Below are 19,338 nucleotides of genomic sequence, written 5' to 3' on the forward strand. Positions count from 1 at the left end.
GCTCGTCCTGTGATTGCGAGCCTGCTCGTCGCGGGCACGTCGGTCATGCGTAGTGGGCTACTCGTTTCTCGGCCCGACCACGGTGTCGGCGCGTTCGTACTGTTCGACGCCGTTTCGGACGACCCGTCGGATGCGGTCGCCGTCGGCCACGAGGTCGTCGAGGAGCGGTACCGCCAGTTCCGGCCGGATGGGGGTTTCCGCGAGGAGCTGCCCGAGTTCGAGTGCGTCCGATCCGAGCGCGCCGACGATAACCTTCCGCCGCGCGGAATCCAGCGCCGCCTCGACGTCGAGTTGCTTCGCGGTGTCGCCCCGCGGGGCCGAGATCGGTGTCGCCGTCTCGACCAGCAGCGCCCGGACGTCCTGCGCCGTCAGGTCGCGGTCGGTCGCCCACACCAGCATCGCCGCGACAGCCACGTACAGCGCGGCGAACGTCGTGCCGTCCATCTCCGGTCGGTCGACGAGCTGCTCGCACGCTGTCCCGGTGATCGTCCGCGACGCGTAGATGTCGGGTTTTCCCGCGTCGGGGAAGTACGGGGTTTCGTGGGTGAGCGTGCCGTCGTCCTCGACGGCTCCGACGGCGAATGCATCCGCACTCCACGCCGGATATGCCGGTTCGTCCGAGTGGTCGCCCGAGGCGATCACCAGCCTGCCGTCGCTCACCAGGCGCGCAATCACCGCATTCTGCGCATCCGAGGGCACCGCGTTGCCGTAGTCCAACACCAGGATGTCCGCGTCGGCCAGGGCACCCTCCTCCATCCACCGGCAGACGTCGCGCTCGGACGGGATACCGTCGCCGAAGGCCAGCTCCCCGGGAAGGAGTTCGGCCAGTGCCGATTCGCCCTCCCCCGTCTCTCCGGCTACTACCCGCCCCGGAACCCCGTGCTTGATGGCGCACTGCGTGACAGAGACGGCGATCTCCTCGCGTCGGCCCACCGTGAACGGACCAGCGACCGCCAACCGCAACGCGCGCCGCACCGGCGACGCTGCCGCCGCCTCCGCTTCGGGCACAGCGGTTTCGGCGCCGAAGAAGTCGGACCCGTTCGATACCTGGGGCGCCGCTTTCGCGGCGCCGACGCCGAGCTGCCCGACGAGGATCGGCAGGTCCCGCGGGTCGAACGTGCCGTTCCGGGCGGCGAGATCCGCCAACTGCTCCCACAGTTCCAGGTGCCGCACGTCCGCGTAGAGCCGGGACAGATCCTTCTCCGGATAGCGGGTCAGGGTCGGCAGATTGCGCCGGATCCATTGCCACACTTCAGGCCACGACAGGGCGTCGAGGCGGATCGTGCGCACCTCCGAGGGGCGAAGCGGGCGCGTCAGTTCGACGAGGTCCGCGGTGGCCGCCACCGCGAGCCGTGCCTTGCTGCGCCGCTGCGTCAGCAGGACCAGCGCGTCGAGGAGGCCCGGGGCGCCGGGCGCGTCGCCGAGCAGCAGGTCACCGTCGTCGATGACGATCGCAACCGGGACTTCGGTGAGGTCGCCGAGTAGTCGCTCCCACCAGTCGCCTGCGCTGAATCTGCCCGGCCGGACGGTGCGCACCCCGACCTCGCGCATCAGCTCGTCGACGAGGCGGGCCAGTTCGCGGACCGGGTCAGGTTCCGCGAGCAGCCGTTTCGCGCTGATGTACAGATGGGCGATCTGCGGGTCGAGCTCGTCGAGCACCCGGTCCAGCAGCGAGGTCTTTCCCGTCGACGGCATTCCGACGACGTGCAACAACCGCGCCGGCGTCTGCCCGGACAATACGTCCACCCCCTCGCGCAGCTCCGCGAGGCGGGAGATGAAACGAAGTTCGCCCTGGCGGATACCGAGCCGCAACCCGACCCGCCGGGTCGGCGGCTCCGGCCGCGCCCGCGCCTCCGGATCGATGATCGCGCCGGGCTCGCTACCCCCGACGAACAGGCACGGAACCGCCCAGTCGAGCAGCGGGTCACCGCTGTTCTCGTCACCGTTGATCGCGAGCCGCGCCAGCCGCAACGCCTCGGCCACCGGCTGGCCTGCGGTCAGAGCCTGGTAGAAGAAGCGCGTCAGCAGTCGCTCCGTCCTGAACGGCAGCACCGCCTGCATCCCGATCACCATCGGGCACGCATCACGCACGCAGATGTCGGCGGACGACAGCGGCCCGGGCCAGGGATCGTCGTCGGCAGCACCGTCCGGCGCGCGTGCCGTCTCACACCCCGCGAACACCGCCAGCCGGAGGTCCGGGAGTTGCTGCAACAGCAACGCGAATTCCTGGCTGGGCAGCAGCATCCCGCGACCGTTGCGCCGCTCCAGCTTGAGCCCGTCCGGATTGGCGTGGCCCAGATAGTGGAAGAGGTGAAAACCGCGTCTCTGCATGCCCATTCGACTGCGGAGCCGTTCGACCGATGGGCGGTCCTCGACCACGACGCGGAGCAGACCCCGGTCCACCAGGGGCCGCAATTCCGACAAAAGGCTACGTTTCTCGGCATACAGGTCGAACGGGGCCTCGGAATCCTCGGGGCCCTCCCGCAGGGGGCTCGACATCACCAGCAGGAGGTTGAGCGGCGGCTCGATCGGCGTCTGCCGCAGCGGGTAGGTGCGCGACCGTCCCGACCGCACCACGTGGACGTCGCGCGCCATGGCGAGGAACTGGTCGGGTCGTTGCGGATCCAGCAGCAACTCCCACGGCCAGGCGCAGACTTCCTGCGGCGCGGCGAGGACGCGCACGAGGAGCTGGGTTCCCGTGGTCCGGGCCAACCCCCGGCTCTGCTGCAGCAGGGTGACGATGTCCGGAACCCCGAACACCAGATCCGTCAGCACCTGCCCGACGTCGAGCGCATGGGTTGCGGCGTCGGTGCGCGCGTGCCGGACGGTGTCGGTCAACCAGTCGGACGGTGTGTCGATCGTCTTCCCGGTGACGTCGTTCGGCAGTTTCCATTCCGGGATCGGCCGCCGCACCGCGAAGACCGAACCCATCCGCGACTGCGCCGAGAGCCAGACGTGGTCGCCGGCCCGGAGAACGCTGATCTCCAGTGCCTCGAAACCGGGTGTCGGTCCCATGCGTCCGCGCTCCTAGACGTCCACGGACCGGGCGATCTCGTCGAGGTCGACCACACTCGCGACGTCGGTGACCGGGTGCACCCCCGGTGCGCGGACGGTGATCCGGTAGTCCTGGGCGGTCAACCCGTCGAGGCTGGTCTGCTGCCAGCCGTCGGCGGTCGACGCCAGCGGGTGTTCCCGGCTCGGACCGCCGGCCATCGGCTCGACCGTCGCGAGAAGCCGGGCGCCCCCGGCACCGGTGCGCGCACGGATCACCAGCGGCTCGGCGGTCGTGACGTCGTCGACTTCCAGCGCGACCGATTCGTTCACCGCCGGAAACACGTTCGGGGGCGCGAGGATTGCGGTGTTCAGGATTCCGCCGACATGGTCGAGCACCGGGTCGTCGTTCTGGAGGGAGCCGTGCCGCTGGCTGAAGAAGGCCGCGTTCTTCCATCCCGTCATGAGTTCGTGCGGGGTGGACGACAGTTTCGGCACGGTGCCGTCGCCGCCGCTCTCGCCGGGTCCGCGGACGGTCATCGTCTCGACCTTCGTCCCGGCGAGCCGGGCGGCCCACTTGGTGGGCTGGAAGTCGCCGATCACCGGCCGGATGTCGTAGCCCTCGTGTCCCGAATCCAGCCGTGCGGTGACGGCGTCGCGCAGCTTCCGGTGCAGGCGCACCGCCGCACTCATCCGGCCGGCGTCCAGACCCGTCCCCGACCAGTCGAGCGTCTTGTCGTCGAGCGCGAGCCACGACCGGTCGTCGCCCGCCATGCACCGATACGACGGCAGCAACTGGTAGGCGGACGTGAACGACCGGATCAGCGCACTGAGGTCGACGGTGAACGGACCCCAGCCCTTGCGGAACCCGTTGACGAGGAAGTCGAGCGCGTTGACCGAGCCCGAGTACGGGGTACCGAACGTGACGAGGGTGCGGGTGTCACGCCACCCGTCCAGGAATTCGAGGAACAGTCGAGCGACGATTCCGCCCATGGAGTGGCACACCAGCACGAGCTTCGCGTCCGCGTTCCCCGACTTCTCGCGCCACCGCGTCAGCCACGCGTGGGTCCGGCGGGCCAGGGCGCGGGCCGCCACCCGGTTGTCGCGCCGCCAGTCGTAGGGGAACTCGAAATAGTTGTCGCCGGGAATCACCCCGAATCGGCGGACGACGTCGTCACGGAATTTCGTGTACCCGTCAATCTTCCAGTCGAGCCCGGGGACGAAGTGGAAGTCCGGGACCAGGCGGGTGGCCACGACGCCGTCGCCCAGGTCGTCGACGTCCGGATCGTCGCCGTCGAGCTTCAGGCGTTTGATGTTCCCGCCCAGCGACAGCACGCCCGCCAGCGCGACGCCCGGAGTCGGTGCCCATACGTCCTTGCCGTCACGAGCGAGGACCGACCCGCCGATGCCGGGCAACAACACGACTACGTCTTTCATGGCGGCCTCCGGGATCGAACGCCCAGGAGAGGGCGGCTTCGAATCCCAGTCTTCTCTCACCCGCCGCAATACACACGAGTAGCGGACCACTCGGTTTGCAACTTTTTCGTCGGGCCGCGGGGCTCAGCTCTGCGCGAAGTTGAGGTAGGCCTTCGACGGCGTCGGGCCGCGCTGGCCCTGGTACTTGGAGCCGACGGCGGAGCTGCCGTACGGGTGCTCCGCCGCGCTCGACAGCCGCAGCAGGCACAGCTGGCCGATCTTCATGCCCGGCCACAGGGTGATGGGCAGGTTCGCGACGTTGGAGAGTTCCAGGGTGATGTGCCCGTTGAAGCCGGGGTCGATGAACCCGGCCGTGGAGTGCGTCAGCAGTCCGAGGCGGCCGAGCGAGGACTTGCCCTCGAGGCGTCCCGCCAGGTCGTCGGGCAGCGAACACACCTCCAGCGTGGAGCCGAGGACGAACTCACCCGGGTGCAGGACGAACGGCTCCCCCTCGGCCGGCTCGACCAGCGTCGTCAGCTCGTCCTGCCGCTGAGCTGGGTCGATGTGCGTGTAGCGGGTGTTGTTGAACACCCGGAACAGGCTGTCGAGGCGCACATCCACGCTCGAGGGCTGGACCATCGAATCGTCGAACGGGTCGATGCCCAGACGTCCAGCGGAAATTTCGGCACGGAGATCGCGATCGGAGAGGAGCACACGTAGAGGTTAACGGGTGTGGATGGCCATCGAGAGCAGCAGTTCCGTGCAGGTGTCCACCAGCTCCTCCTCGGGGAGGGTCACGGTGCCGTTCAACCACGCCGTCAGGGTCTGCGCCAGGCCGCCGACCATGAAGTGCGCGGCCAGGTCGAGGCGCGGGCTCTCGGCCACCTCGTAGTACCCGACCGTCTGCTTCGTGACGAGGCCCGCGAACAGCCGCGAACTGTCGAGGCGGCGCTGCGCCAGCACCGCGCTCGACTGCGCCACCGAGAACATGAGACGGCCCTGGCGTGGATCCTCGGCGACCTCGCGCACGATGTTGCGGACTCCGGCGCGCACGATGTCGCGTTCACCCGGCCCGGCGTTCGACACGGCGTCGAGGGTGCTGGTGGCGATCCGGTCCACCACGTGGTCGTAGACGGCGACGGTGAGCGCGTCGCGGTCGGTGAAGCTCTCGTAGAAGTAGCGGGTGGCGAGTCCGGCCTGCTTGCAGACTCCGCGCACGGTCAAGGCGTGGTCGCCGTCCGCGCTGCCCAACAGGTCGAGTCCGGCCTCGATGAGCTGGCCGCGTCGTTCCGATTTGCGCTGGTCACGCTCCTGGCCGCCATAGACGCGCCCACCGTCGCTCGTCGAGTTTCCGACGTTCGCGTTCACCGGTGCGGTAGCCATGCGCACCATCTTTCCACCGGACTCTGGACGGCGAACATATATGTGAGTACGGTCGTATTCAGATAGCGAATCCGTGGTGGGGAGAGGGAACAAAATGTCGACGTCACTCGAAGTACCGGACCGTCTCGATCAGGTCATGGACGGCGCCGGACTACTGGCAGGCGCCGCGAACATCATCATGCAGCTCGCCCATCCCGGGGTCGGGTACGGCGTGTACGAGAGCAAGGTCGAGAGCGGCCAGCTGTTCAGGCACCCGATCAAGCGGACCCGTACCACGCTGACCTACCTCGTGGTCGCGGCCCGCGGCAGCGACGAAGAGAAGGCGGCGTTCCGCAAGGGCGTCAACCGCGCCCACGCCAAGGTGCGCTCCACCCCCGACAGCCCCGTCCAGTACAACGCGTTCGACCCCGAACTGCAGCTGTGGGTGGCCGCCTGCATCTACCGCGGGTTCGAAGACGTCAACCGCGCCCTGCACGGCGACCTCTCCCCCGCAGCCGCCGAGTTCTTCTACAAGGAAGGCGCCACGTTCGGCACCACCCTCCAGGTACCCCCGGAGATGTGGCCCGAAGACCGCGTCGCGTTCGACGAGTACTGGAACAAGGCCCTCGACAAGGTGTCCATCGACGACACCATCCGCGAACACGTCCTCTCCATCGCGCGCCTCGAATTCCTGCCCGCCATCGTCTCCCGCCTGTTCGGCCGGCTCAACATGTTCTTCACCAACGGCTTCCTCCCCCAGCAGTTCCGCGACGAAATGCACCTCACGTGGACCGACAAAGACCAGAAGCGCTTCGACCGGACCCTGCGCACCATCGGTGCCGTCAGCAGGCGCATCCCCGTCCGCATCCGGGAGTTCCCCTACAACCTGCTCATGTTCGATCTGCGACGCCGAATGAAGGCCGGCAAACCGCTCGTATGACACACCGCGAGTGTGCCCGGGTAGTCCGGATCACCATCTGATAATGTTTCCGCCGCAGGGTGTTGGGCCTGCCTAAGGGCGCCCAATATCGTGCGCGCCGATGTAGTTCAATGGCAGAACATCAGCTTCCCAAGCTGAATACGCGGGTTCGATTCCCGTCATCGGCTCCACCCACCACCCACCACCCACCGTCCGAGATGGCAGACACCCTGGCGGTCGCTGTCGAGAGCAGTCTCTTCGACGCAGGAAGCGGCTTCCTGACGGTCCGTACCGGTGTCGCGTACGACCCGTTCTCGATCGGCGTGGAAATACTTCGCGACCAACCTGACAGCACGTTGTTGAGGAGTGGGAGAACGTTGCCGAGTGCACCATCAACGCCTCCACATTGTGTGATGACCCTGCAGGGCGACCCAGTGGAGGACTCACCGATCTGACGGTCATCGAGCCGGGTCGGTACCGGGTACGGGTGCACGCCCGAGGCCGTGATGCGAACTGGGACATGGACGTAACCGAACCGACCGAAGACTATTTGGTGCAACTGAGGCCAGTCCCTCGTGAACGGGGTTTCGTGAGGCTGAAGAAGACCGACACCGCGTGGAGCGAGGTCGACCCGGAGGTCCTGATTGCCGCGCCGGCAGCGGCTCGCGAGTCGGTGCAGGCGCCGAATCCGCAGGCGCCGGGACGGCCGAAGCTCAAACGCCTGGCGAACCGCCACTGTGTCACGATTCCAGCTTCGGAACTTCACCGCGGTCAGCGACGTGGCACATCTCGACCGTCTGCTTGCCGGGAAACTTCTGGCCTTGCGTGACGACGAACTCCGGTCGGTTGCCCAGTGGCTTCCGCGGCGCGCTCTGACAAAGGCCGGACTTCTCGGCATCGAGTGGGTGTCGAACGCTGTCACCGTCCTCGAGGCCGGGCTGTGGGAACGACCGAAGGACATCTACGCCGCGGCCGTGCGGGCGAAGACCGGCGGAGATCCCGAAATGCCGGTCACTCAGATCGTGTCCGTCTTCGATGGACAGCCTGTCGACCCCGTATTCGGCGCACTGAACGCGCTCATCCATGGCTTTGACCCCGATCCCGCAGTCGCCGCAGCGAACTCGAAGCTGCCTTCCCGCGAATCGCCACGTGGACCATCGGAGGGTCCTAGTACCTACCGGAGCACCGGATGACGATCCGCTTACGGAACGAGGGCCGACTTCCGCCGGCATGTGCGGGGACCCAACTTCGTTCCGGTGCAGGTTCCTCAATCGGCATCATGGGTACGAATCAGCGTCACGTGCTCCTCGGCATCACTGCCGGACCTTGCGATCAGTGCCGGTAATGGCCGCCACGACCATCCTCGAATTCTTGCATCGCCTGCGCATCGATCACGGAGCCAGGATTATCGATCGGCTATGCGCCGGAACGTTGACAATGCCGGCGCCGTCGGCGAAAAGTTGAGCAGAGACCTTGTGACCCGATCTGTCAACGTCGTGAGTAGGTGAGAAGCGTGAGCGAAATCGATCCCCCACCGCTGGTCGTCGTACCGCCGGGGACCGGGCAGACCGGTGACCTGGGCCCGATCGGGGTCGAATTCAAGCTCTGGGGCCGTGACACCGGTGGGGTGTTGTCGGTCGTCGAGCACCCGTTCCCGGTCGGTGCGCTGGTCCCGCCACATCTACATACGAGGGAGGACGAATTCTCGATAGTTACCCAGGGTGCGATCGGATTCCGCTCCGGCGACCGGGAAGCCGTTCTCGAATCCGGCGGATACATCACAAAACCCCGGGGTGAGATGCACACCATGTGGAACGCCGGCACCGTCCCGGCGCGCATGATCGAGATCATCAGTCCGGCCGGCTTCGAACATTGCTTCCTGGAAGTGTCCGAACTTATCGCCGCCGGCGAGCGGGATATCGCCGAGATCGCCGCAATTGCCGAGCGCTACGGTCTGCAATTCGGCGAACCCGACTGGTTGCCCGACGTGATCGCCCGATACAACCTCACACCGCCGTGACACCCGCTTAATCGTCGACGCTATGTGCCCGGTTCACTGGTCGAGGCTGCTCAGCCCGGGCAGTCGGTGAGCCGAAGACAGTCCTGCATGCCGCGTGGGCCGAGGATGTGGGCATGGGCAGATCATCCACGAGTACATGCCCGCTGCACGATCCGCTTACGAACGAGGGGCCGACTGGCCGGCATGCGCTGCGACGCCATTCGTCCCGGTGCAGGTTCCGTCAGCGGACGATCTCGAGCGCAGTCAGGTTGTGCAGCGGTCCCGCAGTGTCGGCACGCCCGGCCCGGTGAGGTCATCACAGTAGGCACCGCGACCGGCCATGGCCATCGTGAGCGCCAAGGTCGTGCCGCTGACCATCGGGCCGGCTCCCGCCATGAAGGGCCCGTCGGTCGCTTCGAGACGAAGACCTGCGATGGTGCTGCGGCCGGCCACGGTGAAGTCCCGCCGGGCGTAGAAGCGGGCAACCTCGGTGACCGTCTCGACGGCGGGCGTGCGCGCGAACCCGAGCGGCCGCCGGATGTCCTGGGCATGCACCACCACCTCACCAAGCCACGCCGCGGTGGGACCCGGCGCCGACGTCGTGCTGGTGACGACCCGCAGGAACCACTCGAGAGTCTCGGCGGGGGTCGCGCCTCGGTACTCGGCCAGACGCCGGTCATTGTGCAGGTCAAAGTCGAACCGTGCCCCCAGGACACTGCCAAACCAACGAAGCGCACCGATACTCGCCGCCGCCGTGAGGTGAGCAACGACCTCCTCTACCACCCACCGTCCGCACAGCGACTGCTGTGCCCACTGCGCCTCGTGAAGACCAGCGAGGTCATCGGCAAGAGCGGCGCGTTCGGTTGCGGCCGCAGACCATAGGGTGGCGCGAGTGAGGGAATTGCGCACGGCGACCTCCAGGTTGAACGGCTGACATCAATGGAGACTGCGCGCGAGCGCGAGAATCATCGGTCGATCGGTAACCAAGGTAGCGAGTGCACCCGCCGCCGTTGCCGGAGAGACCGGTGTCCGGCTACTGCCCAGCAGCCACCCGGCGTCTGAACACAGTCGATGGTGCCTCACCCGTCTTCTCTCTTCCAGCACCGGACAACGCTTGCCAATCGATCGAGTGATCGCTTCGCGGCGGAGGTTATCGATCCACAACGACAGCAGGTTTGCTTGCCGGAACGCCGATAGCCCGGCGAGGCGAATTGTGCAATTCGTTGAGTGCGCATGGATGTCCCTCTGGCTCAGCGGGTGACCCGACCCAAGACCGGGGTCCATTCGATGATTCGGTGCTGCGGTACGAGTCCATGGATCGCGAAGGGGTCGTTCGCGAAGAGATGCTCGACTACCTCTGTATTGTCGGCATCGACGATGATGAAAGCCCCGGAGTCGTCGGCGAAGGGGCCGCAGGTGATCACGGTCCGCTGGTCGACGAGGTCTGCGAGCCAGGCGCGGTGAGCGGTTCGGTGTTGGTCGCGCCCCTCGGCGGTCTCGGCAGTGTAGGTGTATTCGATGACGAAGACCGGCATATGCTCGCTTCCTGGAATGGATGTGACGGTTTCCGCAAGACCCGACCAATGAATTCGGATGGGCCCGGGTCGCGATTCGGTTTCAGGCGAGGTGGTTCGTTCCACCCGGACGCGGGTGTGACCGGGAGAGGTCAGCCGCCGTAGGCCAGGTCTTTGGCCGGGCGGGTTCCGCTGACGTGGTAGTGATGCGGTGCGCACAAGGACAAGGGATCGGCGATCGGATTCGGTGGTGCCGCACCAGATTCCGAACGGCTCGCCGACGATCTGGGCGTGGTTGCGGCAGGCAGCGTGCAGTTGCCAGTCCCAGAGGTCGGCCAGCGGTGCATACAGGTGGGTGGACAGGGTCGTGTTCAGCATGGACTACTACCCAACCGGTCGGAGGTGCGGCCGGTCGATGAATCGGAGCTGCGGTGTGGAACCGCGCGGCCGGCGAGGGCGGTGGTCGACACACCGCATTCGCAGTGTGTCGACCAGGGCCGGGCTCGGTGGGTGGCTGCGTCGTTGTCAGCCGAGCAGTTCGTAGATCAGCAGGCCGGAGAGCGACAGGATGGATACGAAGCCGAGGGCGCCGATGACGTTCTTCCACCAGGTGTTCCGGAGGTTGCCCATCAGCTGGGTGTTGTTGCTCATCACGAGCAGCAGGAACCCGAGGAAGGGTGCGATGAGCACGGTGAGGGCTTGGGCGAAGATAATCAGTTGCACCGGTGACTTGGTGAACAGGATGGTGATCACGAGGCCGAAGGCGAGGATCGCGGCGCTGGTGCGTTTGGCGGTCGGGGTGCTGGGCGACGGGCCTTTGCCGAGTCCGTCGGAGAGCATGGTGCCGCCGGCGGTGGCGTTGGCGACCATGGCAGAGAATGCGGCACCCGAGAGGCCGAGTGCGAAGATCGTCGATCCGACCGGTCCGGCGATGGGTTCGAAGATCCTGGCCAGCCCGGCGAGGGTGGTGGCTTCGGCGTTCTGCCGGCCGAGGACGGCGGCGGCGACGATGATGACGAGGGAGGTCATGATGCCCGGGGCCACGATCCCGGGGATGGTGTCGGCGATAGTCGTTTGGCGGTATTCGGCTGCGGTGCGATTGCGTTCGTGTGTTCCGTAGGAAGTGAAGAACGCGGCGTTGAGGGAGAGGTTGGTGCCGACCAGGGCGACGACGAGCAGTTGCCCGCCGGGTGGGATGGAGGGGACGAGTCCGTTCACGGCCTGGAACCAGTCGGGTTGGGCGATGACGGCACTGAAGATGAAGGTGGCGGCCAGGAGTGCGACGATGACCAGCAGGACGCGTTCGACGGTGCGGTAGACGTTGCGGAACAGTAGGATCAGGCCGACGAAGACGGTGCAGACCGCGGACCAGATGAGCGGGGAGCCGCCGAACACCATGGACAGGCCGAGCCCGGAGCCGACGGCGTTGCCGACGGAGAAACACAGGGTGATGATGAAGACGCCGATCCCGGCGGCGGTTCCGACGCGGCGACCGAGGATGTCCTTGACGGAGCTGATCATCGACACGGGTGTGCGGATGCCGAGGCGAACACTCATGTCGGCGTAGACGAGCATGAAGATCGTCGACAGGGCGATGACCCAGATCAGCGAGTAGCTGTATTCGCTGCCGGCTTGGACGGCGCTGGCGAGATTTCCGGGCCCGAACTGCCATGCCCCGGCGATGAACGCCGGCCCCGCCATCGCCAGGGTCCGGACGAAGGTGCGTTGCGACCAGTGAGAGCCGGCCGGTGGTCGGGGTGCGCCTGCGACCACTGATGTGCCTCCGGCGGAATCGGCTGATGTGCTCATCGATGAGCCTACTTTCTGGTGTTCGAGCCGCCGATGCGGAGTGAGGCGCCGAGGATAGACGGCGCCGCCGGCTCGAAGGGGGAAGTACGGCGACCACGGCCGCGGCGGGCCGGAAGTGGCCCGGGACTACTCGGGGGTGGTGCCGCCGCCCGGCCCGGGGGTGTGCGGGCCGGGCGGCGGGACCAGCGCGCGGTGCTCAGATACCGCGCGCAACGGACTCTCTTACAGAATCCGGATCCTGAACCGGCGAGGGGTGGGCCGGGTCAAGCGGGAACGGTGACCGAGGACAGCCCGGCCGACTGCAGAGCGGCGGCGATCTCGGCACCCGCGCCCTCTGCCAGCGGCAGCAACGGCGGACGCACGGTGGCATGCTCGAGGATGCCGCGGGCGACCAGGCCTTCCTTGAGGGCGACGGTGCCTTCCATGTGCGAGCCGCGGTGGTAGACGTTGGCCGTCACCGGCAGCAGACGGTCGTGGATCGCGCGGGCGGCGGAGTAGTCCTTGGCCTTGCCGGCGGCGATGAGCTCGACCAGCGGCTCGGGAGCGAGTCCGCCGTAGCCGACGAGCAGGCCGTCGACGTCGAACACCGTGTGCAGCAGGTACTCGTCGTGGCAGCTCAGGATCTGCAGGTCGGGGTTCTCGCGACGCAGGACCGGGATCTCCCGGTCCCAGCGGCGCATGTTCCGCACCCCGTTCTTGGTGGCGAACACGCCGGGCTGGGCGGCGATCTCGAGCTGGGTGTCCAGGTTGTAGGTGGCCTTGGTGACGTCCGGGTACTGGAACAGGATCAGCGGCAGACCGGAGCCTTCGTAGATGGCCTTGTACCGATCCTGCGGTGCGCCGTCCTGGTAGCCGAACCGCAGCCACCCGTGCGACGGGTACACCAGACCGGCGGAGGCGCCGGCGTCCACGGCGCGCTGGGCTTCTTCCACCGAGACGGCGGTGCCCTCGCCGGTGATGCCGGCGATGATCGGCAGCCGGCCGTCGACGGAGTCCTTGAACGCGGCGATGACGCGGACCTGTTCGTCCTGGGTGAGGAAGGTGCCCTCACCGGCGTGGCCGAGGACGACCAGGCCCTTGACGCCGTCGACACTGCCGAGCCACGAGCCGAGGCGCTGGATGGCGTCGTAGTCGACGGCGCCGTCCCGGGTGAACGGGGTCACCGGTGCCGGGGTGAGGCCGCGGAGGTCGAGTGTGCTCATGGGGTGCTCTTTCCCTCGAAGAAACTTTGCAAACGTTCCCGGGAACGTTCCCGTGAACGATTTCATCGTGCGCTACGATCGGTAACTGTGTCAAGGGTCACCACGGAGGACGCGGTGATCAGGCCTTCTCAGTGGGTCGACAGACCACCGAAGGCGGTAGGGAGGAAGGCCATGGAAGCGAACGGGAGCGCGCAGCGGATGCGGGAAAAGAGCAGGGTGGTCACGCTGCGGGAAGTCGCGGAGGCAGCCGGCGTGAGCACCTCGACCGTGAGCCGGGTGCTCGACGATCGGGTACCGCCCTCGCGGTCGGCCACCGCCGAACGGGTGCGCGCGGTCGCCGATCAACTCGGCTACCGGCGCAACACCTTCGCCTCCAGCCTGCGGCGCGGCCAGACTGCGACCATCGGAGTGCTCGTCCCGCGGTTGAGCGACACCGTTATGGCGTTGATGTTCGAGGCCATCAGCCGTGCCGCGACCCGGCTCGGTTACTTCACCGTCGTCGCGACGACCGGTGACGACCCCACCGACGAAGGCGAGGCGGCACGCACTCTCCTCGCCCGCAACGTCGACGGCCTGATTATCGCCTCCAGCCTCCGCGAGGATCCGCTACCGCGCGAGCTTCGCGAGCAGGGGGTGCCACACGCACTCGTCCTGCGCACCGACGGCATCAGCCCGTCCTCGATCGGCGACGACGAAGCCGGCGGCTACCTCGCTACCCGGCACCTGATCGACCTCGGGCACACCGACATCGCCGTGCTGTCCGGTCCGCTCTTCACCTCCACCGCCACCGGACGCCTCGCCGGAGCGCGGCGGGCTCTGCAGGAGGCAGGAATCACGGTCAACCCGGACCGGCTCATCGAAACCACCTTCGGCATCGAAAGCGGCGAAGAAGCCGGACGCCGACTCTTCAACTCCTCCACCCCGCCCACCGCGGTCTTCGCGGCCAACGACAATCTCGCGCTCGGCGTCATCGCGGCCGCCCATCAACGGTCCCTATCCATCGGCGGCGACATCGCACTGGTCGGGTACAACGACATCCCCCTCGCACATCTACTTCCCGTCCCGCTGACCTCGGTGCGCACCCCGTTCGACCAGATCGCCGCCACCGCCCTCGATCTCATGCTCGAACCCGCCCTCGTCGACAACCCGATCAGGCGTGCCCTCCCGACCCTGATCCCCCGACGTTCATCCGGAACACACCGAACCCCAGTCGGTTCACCACACTGAGAAAGCGGTACAGGTCGCAACTTCTCAACTACTCTCGATCGGCTCGCACCAGACTTCGGCCATTTGTTCCACCGCACCGCGGATTGATGACCGAACAGCTGGCCCGTTCACGGATCCGCTTGCGGGGCATCGAGGCGACGTCGAGTCGCGGCGTTAGCACCGATGTCGTTCAGTTCATCGCGTCTAGAGCGTGTCGGGTTCACACGTCGACGAATAGGTGTCGAGCCGAGCCCGCGGACGCGGAAGACTAATCGAAGCGTCACCGAGACAAGACCGATGATTACGGTGCCGATCAACAAGTAGAGCACCACCGCCAACCACGTCAGACCGACGAAACCGGGGAAGCGGGCCCACTGCGGATCGAACAATTCCCCACTGCCCAGTCCGACCCAGGCAAGCACGGAAAGGACGACGACAGCGGTAGCCGCGGCCACATGGTGGCGACCGCGCAGGTGCACTCCTCGCACGAAACGTAGGTAGATGATCACACCGAGGAACGTCGGGAACGCAGCGGAGATCATGAGTCGTAACTGCACCTTGATGTGCTCCTTCTAGGACGCCGTGGTTTGAATATGCTTCCGGGACATCGGTATCGCACTGATGTGCGCAGTGATCGTCACCGTCGCCACCCTTAGCGTCAGCCGCATCGACGGTAGCGGCTATCCGGACCGCAAATGTGTGACCGCGGTGTGTGACCACCCCGCGTGGGTCTGCGCCTTAACTGAGTTGGATAGCCCTACTGCTCAATCGACGCGCGTCGATGAAGCGCGTCGCTTTTTGCGCCGCGCGTTCGGGTATCGGGGATTGCACACATAGTCCTCGGTGCGCCGGTCGAGGCTCAGAGGTCCGCAGGCAGGCCCACGAGGGCCGACGTACGGTTCCACAGGTCGCTGGAGAGCTGCCGATCGGTAGCTTGGCTACCCTGTTTTCCGTTTGGCTTCAGCCGGTCGAAGTACGTTCCGATCGGATCGGAGATCGATTCGTCCGCGTCGAGCCGGATGAATTGCGCAGCAACGACTTCGGTTGCAACACCGCACCGGCCGAATGTGGCGGCCGTGACTGCCCGTAGTAGCCACCAATCCGGGGCCAGACCGGTTCGCACGAAGCCCGGGTGGAAGGTGAAGGCGGACAAGGTCGATCGTGTCGCCAGCTCGGTCGTGAACAAGTTGATCGCAAGCTTGCAGGCACCGTAGGCGCCCAGTCCGGAGTTCCACCGACGGCTGAAGTTGAGGTCGTCGAGATCGATCTTGCCCTGCACGTTGGCGTTGCTCGACGTAGACACAACTCGGCCGCCGCTCTCGACGAGCCGGGGCAGCAGAAGCCGGGTGAGCAGGAACGGGGCCAGGTAATTGGTCTGCAAGGTCCGTTCGTGTCCGTCTCCGGTGAGCGCGCGGGTGTTGTACATACCGCCGGCATTGTTGGCCAGCACATCGATACGAAGGTAGGTGCTCAGCAGAGTGTCAGCGAGTGTGCGCACGTCGTCGAGGCTCTCGAGATCGCTCACGATCCCGGTTCCGCCGACCTCCTCGGCTACGGCGTTCGTACGGTGATGACAATGACGCGTGGTGCGGACATGTTGATTGTCTTTCGAAAACGTGGAGACGGACGGGTCTCTGTAATTGGGTGGATTCAGCCTTCGTATGCCAGCGAGGACGACAGACTTCGGTTGGCGTCGAGCTGCCCCTGGATCTCGGCGAGGTGCTGCTCGACTCCGCCGACTGCGTCCGCCCCGGCGACGAAGCGCAGCGGGGGCTCACCCGAATCTGACAACGTGACGATGGCATCTGCGAGCTTGGCGGGATCACCGCCCTGCTTCCCGTTCATCGACTTCCAGATCTCGATGGTCGCCGCGGTGCGTTCGGCGTAGTCCTCGATGTCGAGCTCCGGCCAGATCGTCGACGACCCTTCGGTCAACAACTCCGTCCGAAAGAAGCCGGGTTCTATTGCGGTGGTGGAGATACCGAAAGGGGCCAGGTCGAAACGCAGCGTCTCCATCCACCCCTCCAGCGCGAACTTCGATGCCGCGTACGCGGAGGTGAACTCGCCGCCGATCATTCCGGCGGTGGAGGTGATCGTGAACACTTGACCCGACCGCTGTGTGCGCATGGTCGGCAGCACAGCCCGGGTGACGTTCAGTGGGCCGAAAAAGTTCGTCTCCATCTGCGCCCGGAACTGATTCGCGCTGATGTTCTCGAAGAAGCCTGCGTAAAAATTGCCGGCGTTGTTCACCAGGACGTCGATGCTCCCGAACCGATCAACCGCCGCGACGACCGCCGTGTCGGCAGCGCTCTGATCGGTGATGTCGAGGGAGAGCGCGAGCAGGTTCTCGTGGTCACCGACCGCGTCGCGAACTCGTTCCGCGCTTCTGGCCGTGCCGACGACGCGATGACCGGCCGCGAGTGCCGCCGCGGCGATATCGACGCCCATTCCGCGCGCTGCGCCGGTGACGAACCAAACCTTGGAGTCAGACATTATGGGTAAATCCTCTCGGTTGATGTGGACTCCAGGAAACACGCGCAGATTGAATCCAGGCAGTCACTATCGAAGGGGGTAAAGCTGGTATCCCCCTGGTGAGGCGCCCGAAAGGTATCGTCGACGGCATGGACGGGCCCCAAGAGATACGTGACTTCCTGACTACTCGCCGGGCACGTCTGACACCGCAGCAAGCCGGACTCCCCGACTTCGGCGGGCGCCGGCGTGTGCCGGGCCTACGCCGCGAGGAGGTAGCCCTGCTCGCCGGTATGAGCACGGAATACTACGTTCGCCTCGAACGGGGAAACGGCACCGGCTACTCCGAGGGCGTCCTCGACGGCGTCAGCCGAGCCCTGCAACTCGATGACGCAGAAAGATCGCACCTCTACGACCTGGTGCGCGCCGCAAATGAAAGCGGCCTGTCCAAGAAGAAGCCTATCCAGCCGCGGAAACGAGCTGTCCGCGCGAGCCTGCAACAGACCATCGATGCCATGTCGACTGTCCCGGTATACGTCCAGAATGGTCGACTCGATTGCGTCACCATGAACAAGCTCGGGCAGGCGCTATTTTCCGAGATGTTCCGCGACACACGCCCACCAGCGAACGCGGCACGGTTTACATTTCTCGACCCGAGGTCGCAAGACTTCTATGTCGACTGGGAGGCTAACGCTCGTCAGATCGTTGCCGTGCTCCGCCGGGAGTCTGGGCGAAACCCCTACGACCGCAACACGAGTGACCTCGTCGGAGAACTCTCCACCCGCAGCGAGCTGTTCGCGAAACTTTGGTCCTCGCACGACGTCCGCGAGCACCGCGTCGGAACGAAAAGCGTTCACCACCCGGTCGTCGGGCGCCTCGATCTGACGTTCGAGGCGATGGAACTGGCCGGGGACGCCGGCCTGTACATGCTTGTGTTCTCCGCGGTTCCCGGATCACCGTCTGCCGATGGGCTTGCGCTGCTGTCGAGCTGGATCGCAACGGACGACGAGCAGGTAACGGATATGAGCAGGGCCGAGACGAGGGATTCGGCCGACGGAAAGTAGGTCGCGAAGTCGGCTCGAAAGGCGACAATACGAAGCCGCGCTGAACGACTGCTACTTTCCGATTCTCTCGAAATGCCCACGATGTTCACGAGCGCATGACACCTCGTGGTACAGATAGGCGCTGATCTGTGCCCGAGCGCATCGGTGGCTTGAGACGAGTTCTCGCATTCACTGGAACTCGTCCTAGTTAAGTGCCGAGAGCAGTTAGTACGTCAAGGTAGCGGCTCGGACCGTGCAACCGCTCCACACCGCAAAAACCGGATCCGCACAACCAATCCCCTGCAAGAACACCGCGTTCACATCAGGGACGGTGCCAGCCGCGGGCTCTCGACATCGGTCCGTAGAGGGATGCGATCAGCTTCACGCACGTGGGAAACGCCTTCCCACGCCTCCCCTCGGGGTGAGTTTGCGGCGCGCTCAGCCGTTGGCGCCGAAAACCTCGGCCCGGTTAGCGCGCTTCGACACCCAGGGCTATCTTCACGGTTCTTCGAAACCATTCGGTACCGGGATCCGGCAGCACCCTCTTGTACGTGTAGAGAGAAATCTCCACGGCTGGAACGGCAAACGGGAGTTCGAACGTTTTCACGTCGGCCATCCGGCAGAACTTGTCCGAGACCGACCGGGGGATGATCGAGAGATGGGGCGTCTTCTCGATCAGCTGCGGAAGCGCCGCGAAATGCGCGATGCGCAACGCGACGTCGCGTGAGTGGCCGAGCAGGGACAACGACCTGTCGACGTCGGTGTGGCCGGCGCTCACATCGACGGCGACGTGGCGCTCGTTCAAGAATTCGTCGAGTGTCGGATCGGTGCCGACCCGCGGATGCGATGCGCTGCAGATTCCGCAATAGCTGTCACGGAGCAGGACGTCGCGTTCGAAGTCGGGGGCGGTGATCCTCGGGGTGCAGATGACGGCGTCGGCTTGCCCTTGCCGGAGTTCGGTCTCGACCACGGCGAAGTCGAGCGGAATGATGTGGACGTCGACCCCCGGAGCAGTCTCCGCGATGAGACGGAGCACCGGCGGTAGCAGGCTCACTTCGCCGAGGTCGGTGGCGTGGAGTCGGAAGGTGCGGCGCGACGTCGCGGGATCGAACTGGCCCACACCGCTCACCGTGGTGTCGATGACCTCGAACGCCTGACGAAGCCTCGGATACATCGCACTCGCCAGTTCCGTCGGCTGCAGACCTGACGGCGATCGGCTGAAGAGGCTGTCGTTGAACTGTTTCCGCATCCGGCTCAGGGCGTGGCTGACCGACGGCTGGGTGAGCGAGAGGCGTTCGGCAGTTCGTGTGACGCTGCGTGTCTCGTACAGGAGCAGGAACGTCCGCACGAGATTCAGGTCGAAGTCGGTCATGAACTGCAATAGACACCATCGATGGGGGTATGTCAA

Annotated in this window: 17 protein-coding genes and 1 tRNA gene; 6 read left to right on the forward strand and 12 right to left on the reverse strand. The window is 65.9% G+C overall.

Features of this window, described 5'->3' with window-relative positions; genetic code table 11:
* Positions 1–57: 57 nt before the first annotated feature.
* From WKC72_RS33805 to WKC72_RS33820, 4 genes are all read right to left on the reverse strand, one after another.
* Positions 58–3,015 (reverse strand): CHAT domain-containing protein, encoded by a 2,958-nt coding sequence (locus WKC72_RS33805; protein WP_370180961.1) that lies wholly within the window; start codon positions 3,013–3,015, stop codon positions 58–60.
* Positions 3,016–3,027: 12 nt separating this feature from the next.
* The gene (locus WKC72_RS33810; RefSeq protein ID WP_370180962.1) at positions 3,028–4,428 is read right to left on the reverse strand and encodes a hypothetical protein; all 1,401 of its coding nucleotides are present in this window, start codon (positions 4,426–4,428) and stop codon (positions 3,028–3,030) included.
* Between the two features lie 123 nt (positions 4,429–4,551).
* Positions 4,552–5,121, reverse strand: a complete 570-nt coding sequence (gene dcd / locus WKC72_RS33815; protein WP_005238072.1) for a dCTP deaminase — start codon at positions 5,119–5,121, stop codon at positions 4,552–4,554.
* A gap of 9 nt (positions 5,122–5,130) precedes the next feature.
* Entirely contained in the window at positions 5,131–5,799 is a 669-nt protein-coding gene (locus WKC72_RS33820) for a TetR/AcrR family transcriptional regulator (protein WP_037235467.1), read from the reverse strand.
* An 85-nt stretch (positions 5,800–5,884) separates the two neighbouring features.
* Between WKC72_RS33820 and WKC72_RS33825 the strand changes: the two genes are divergently transcribed.
* The 4 genes from WKC72_RS33825 to WKC72_RS33840 all read left to right on the forward strand — a co-directional run bounded on the left by WKC72_RS33825 (position 5,885) and on the right by WKC72_RS33840 (position 8,708).
* Positions 5,885–6,709 (forward strand): oxygenase MpaB family protein, encoded by an 825-nt coding sequence (locus WKC72_RS33825; RefSeq protein ID WP_128639620.1) that lies wholly within the window; start codon positions 5,885–5,887, stop codon positions 6,707–6,709.
* 96 nt (positions 6,710–6,805) lie between these two features.
* A tRNA-Gly gene (locus WKC72_RS33830) sits at positions 6,806–6,879 on the forward strand.
* A 588-nt stretch (positions 6,880–7,467) separates the two neighbouring features.
* The gene (locus WKC72_RS33835) at positions 7,468–7,881 is read left to right on the forward strand and encodes a hypothetical protein (protein ID WP_370180963.1); all 414 of its coding nucleotides are present in this window, start codon (positions 7,468–7,470) and stop codon (positions 7,879–7,881) included.
* A gap of 320 nt (positions 7,882–8,201) precedes the next feature.
* Positions 8,202–8,708 (forward strand): cupin domain-containing protein, encoded by a 507-nt coding sequence (locus WKC72_RS33840; protein ID WP_037235457.1) that lies wholly within the window; start codon positions 8,202–8,204, stop codon positions 8,706–8,708.
* Between the two features lie 243 nt (positions 8,709–8,951).
* Here the strand turns inward: WKC72_RS33840 and WKC72_RS33845 are convergent, their stop codons facing one another.
* From WKC72_RS33845 to WKC72_RS33860, 4 genes are all read right to left on the reverse strand, one after another.
* Positions 8,952–9,596 carry a maleylpyruvate isomerase family mycothiol-dependent enzyme gene (locus WKC72_RS33845; protein WP_370180964.1) on the reverse strand — a complete coding sequence of 215 codons (645 nt, stop codon included), beginning with the start codon at positions 9,594–9,596 and terminating at the stop codon, positions 8,952–8,954.
* A 341-nt stretch (positions 9,597–9,937) separates the two neighbouring features.
* The gene (locus WKC72_RS33850; RefSeq protein ID WP_370180965.1) at positions 9,938–10,222 is read right to left on the reverse strand and encodes a YciI family protein; all 285 of its coding nucleotides are present in this window, start codon (positions 10,220–10,222) and stop codon (positions 9,938–9,940) included.
* 504 nt (positions 10,223–10,726) lie between these two features.
* Positions 10,727–11,974 (reverse strand): Nramp family divalent metal transporter, encoded by a 1,248-nt coding sequence (locus WKC72_RS33855; RefSeq protein ID WP_370184613.1) that lies wholly within the window; start codon positions 11,972–11,974, stop codon positions 10,727–10,729.
* A 299-nt stretch (positions 11,975–12,273) separates the two neighbouring features.
* On the reverse strand, positions 12,274–13,212 hold the full coding sequence (locus WKC72_RS33860) for a dihydrodipicolinate synthase family protein (protein WP_037235446.1): 939 nt from the start codon (positions 13,210–13,212) through the stop codon (positions 12,274–12,276).
* Between the two features lie 171 nt (positions 13,213–13,383).
* On the opposite strand from WKC72_RS33860, the gene WKC72_RS33865 reads away from it, so the two are divergent.
* Positions 13,384–14,439, forward strand: coding sequence for a LacI family DNA-binding transcriptional regulator (locus WKC72_RS33865; RefSeq protein WP_268791337.1), 1,056 nt, complete (start codon positions 13,384–13,386; stop codon positions 14,437–14,439).
* 107 nt (positions 14,440–14,546) lie between these two features.
* Here WKC72_RS33865 and WKC72_RS33870 read toward each other — a convergent pair whose 3' ends face one another.
* The 3 genes from WKC72_RS33870 to WKC72_RS33880 all read right to left on the reverse strand — a co-directional run bounded on the left by WKC72_RS33870 (position 14,547) and on the right by WKC72_RS33880 (position 16,911).
* Positions 14,547–14,960, reverse strand: coding sequence for a hypothetical protein (locus tag WKC72_RS33870; RefSeq protein WP_370180966.1), 414 nt, complete (start codon positions 14,958–14,960; stop codon positions 14,547–14,549).
* A gap of 317 nt (positions 14,961–15,277) precedes the next feature.
* Positions 15,278–16,081, reverse strand: coding sequence for an SDR family NAD(P)-dependent oxidoreductase (locus WKC72_RS33875; RefSeq protein WP_370184615.1), 804 nt, complete (start codon positions 16,079–16,081; stop codon positions 15,278–15,280).
* Positions 16,069–16,911: an SDR family NAD(P)-dependent oxidoreductase gene (locus tag WKC72_RS33880; RefSeq protein ID WP_370180967.1), complete on the reverse strand. Its 843-nt coding sequence runs from the start codon at positions 16,909–16,911 to the stop codon at positions 16,069–16,071. The genes WKC72_RS33875 and WKC72_RS33880 overlap by 13 nt, the downstream gene beginning before the upstream one ends.
* A gap of 128 nt (positions 16,912–17,039) precedes the next feature.
* Here WKC72_RS33880 and WKC72_RS33885 point away from each other — a divergent pair, with 128 nt between their 5' ends.
* Complete coding sequence (locus WKC72_RS33885; RefSeq protein WP_370180968.1) at positions 17,040–17,951, forward strand: helix-turn-helix transcriptional regulator; 912 nt, start codon at positions 17,040–17,042, stop codon at positions 17,949–17,951.
* Between the two features lie 448 nt (positions 17,952–18,399).
* Here the strand turns inward: WKC72_RS33885 and WKC72_RS33890 are convergent, their stop codons facing one another.
* On the reverse strand, positions 18,400–19,302 hold the full coding sequence (locus WKC72_RS33890) for a LysR family transcriptional regulator (protein WP_370180969.1): 903 nt from the start codon (positions 19,300–19,302) through the stop codon (positions 18,400–18,402).
* Between the last annotated feature and the right edge of the window lie 36 nt (positions 19,303–19,338).

Source organism: Rhodococcus wratislaviensis, from assembly GCF_041228765.1.
Lineage (GTDB): Bacteria > Actinomycetota > Actinomycetes > Mycobacteriales > Mycobacteriaceae > Rhodococcus_F > Rhodococcus_F wratislaviensis.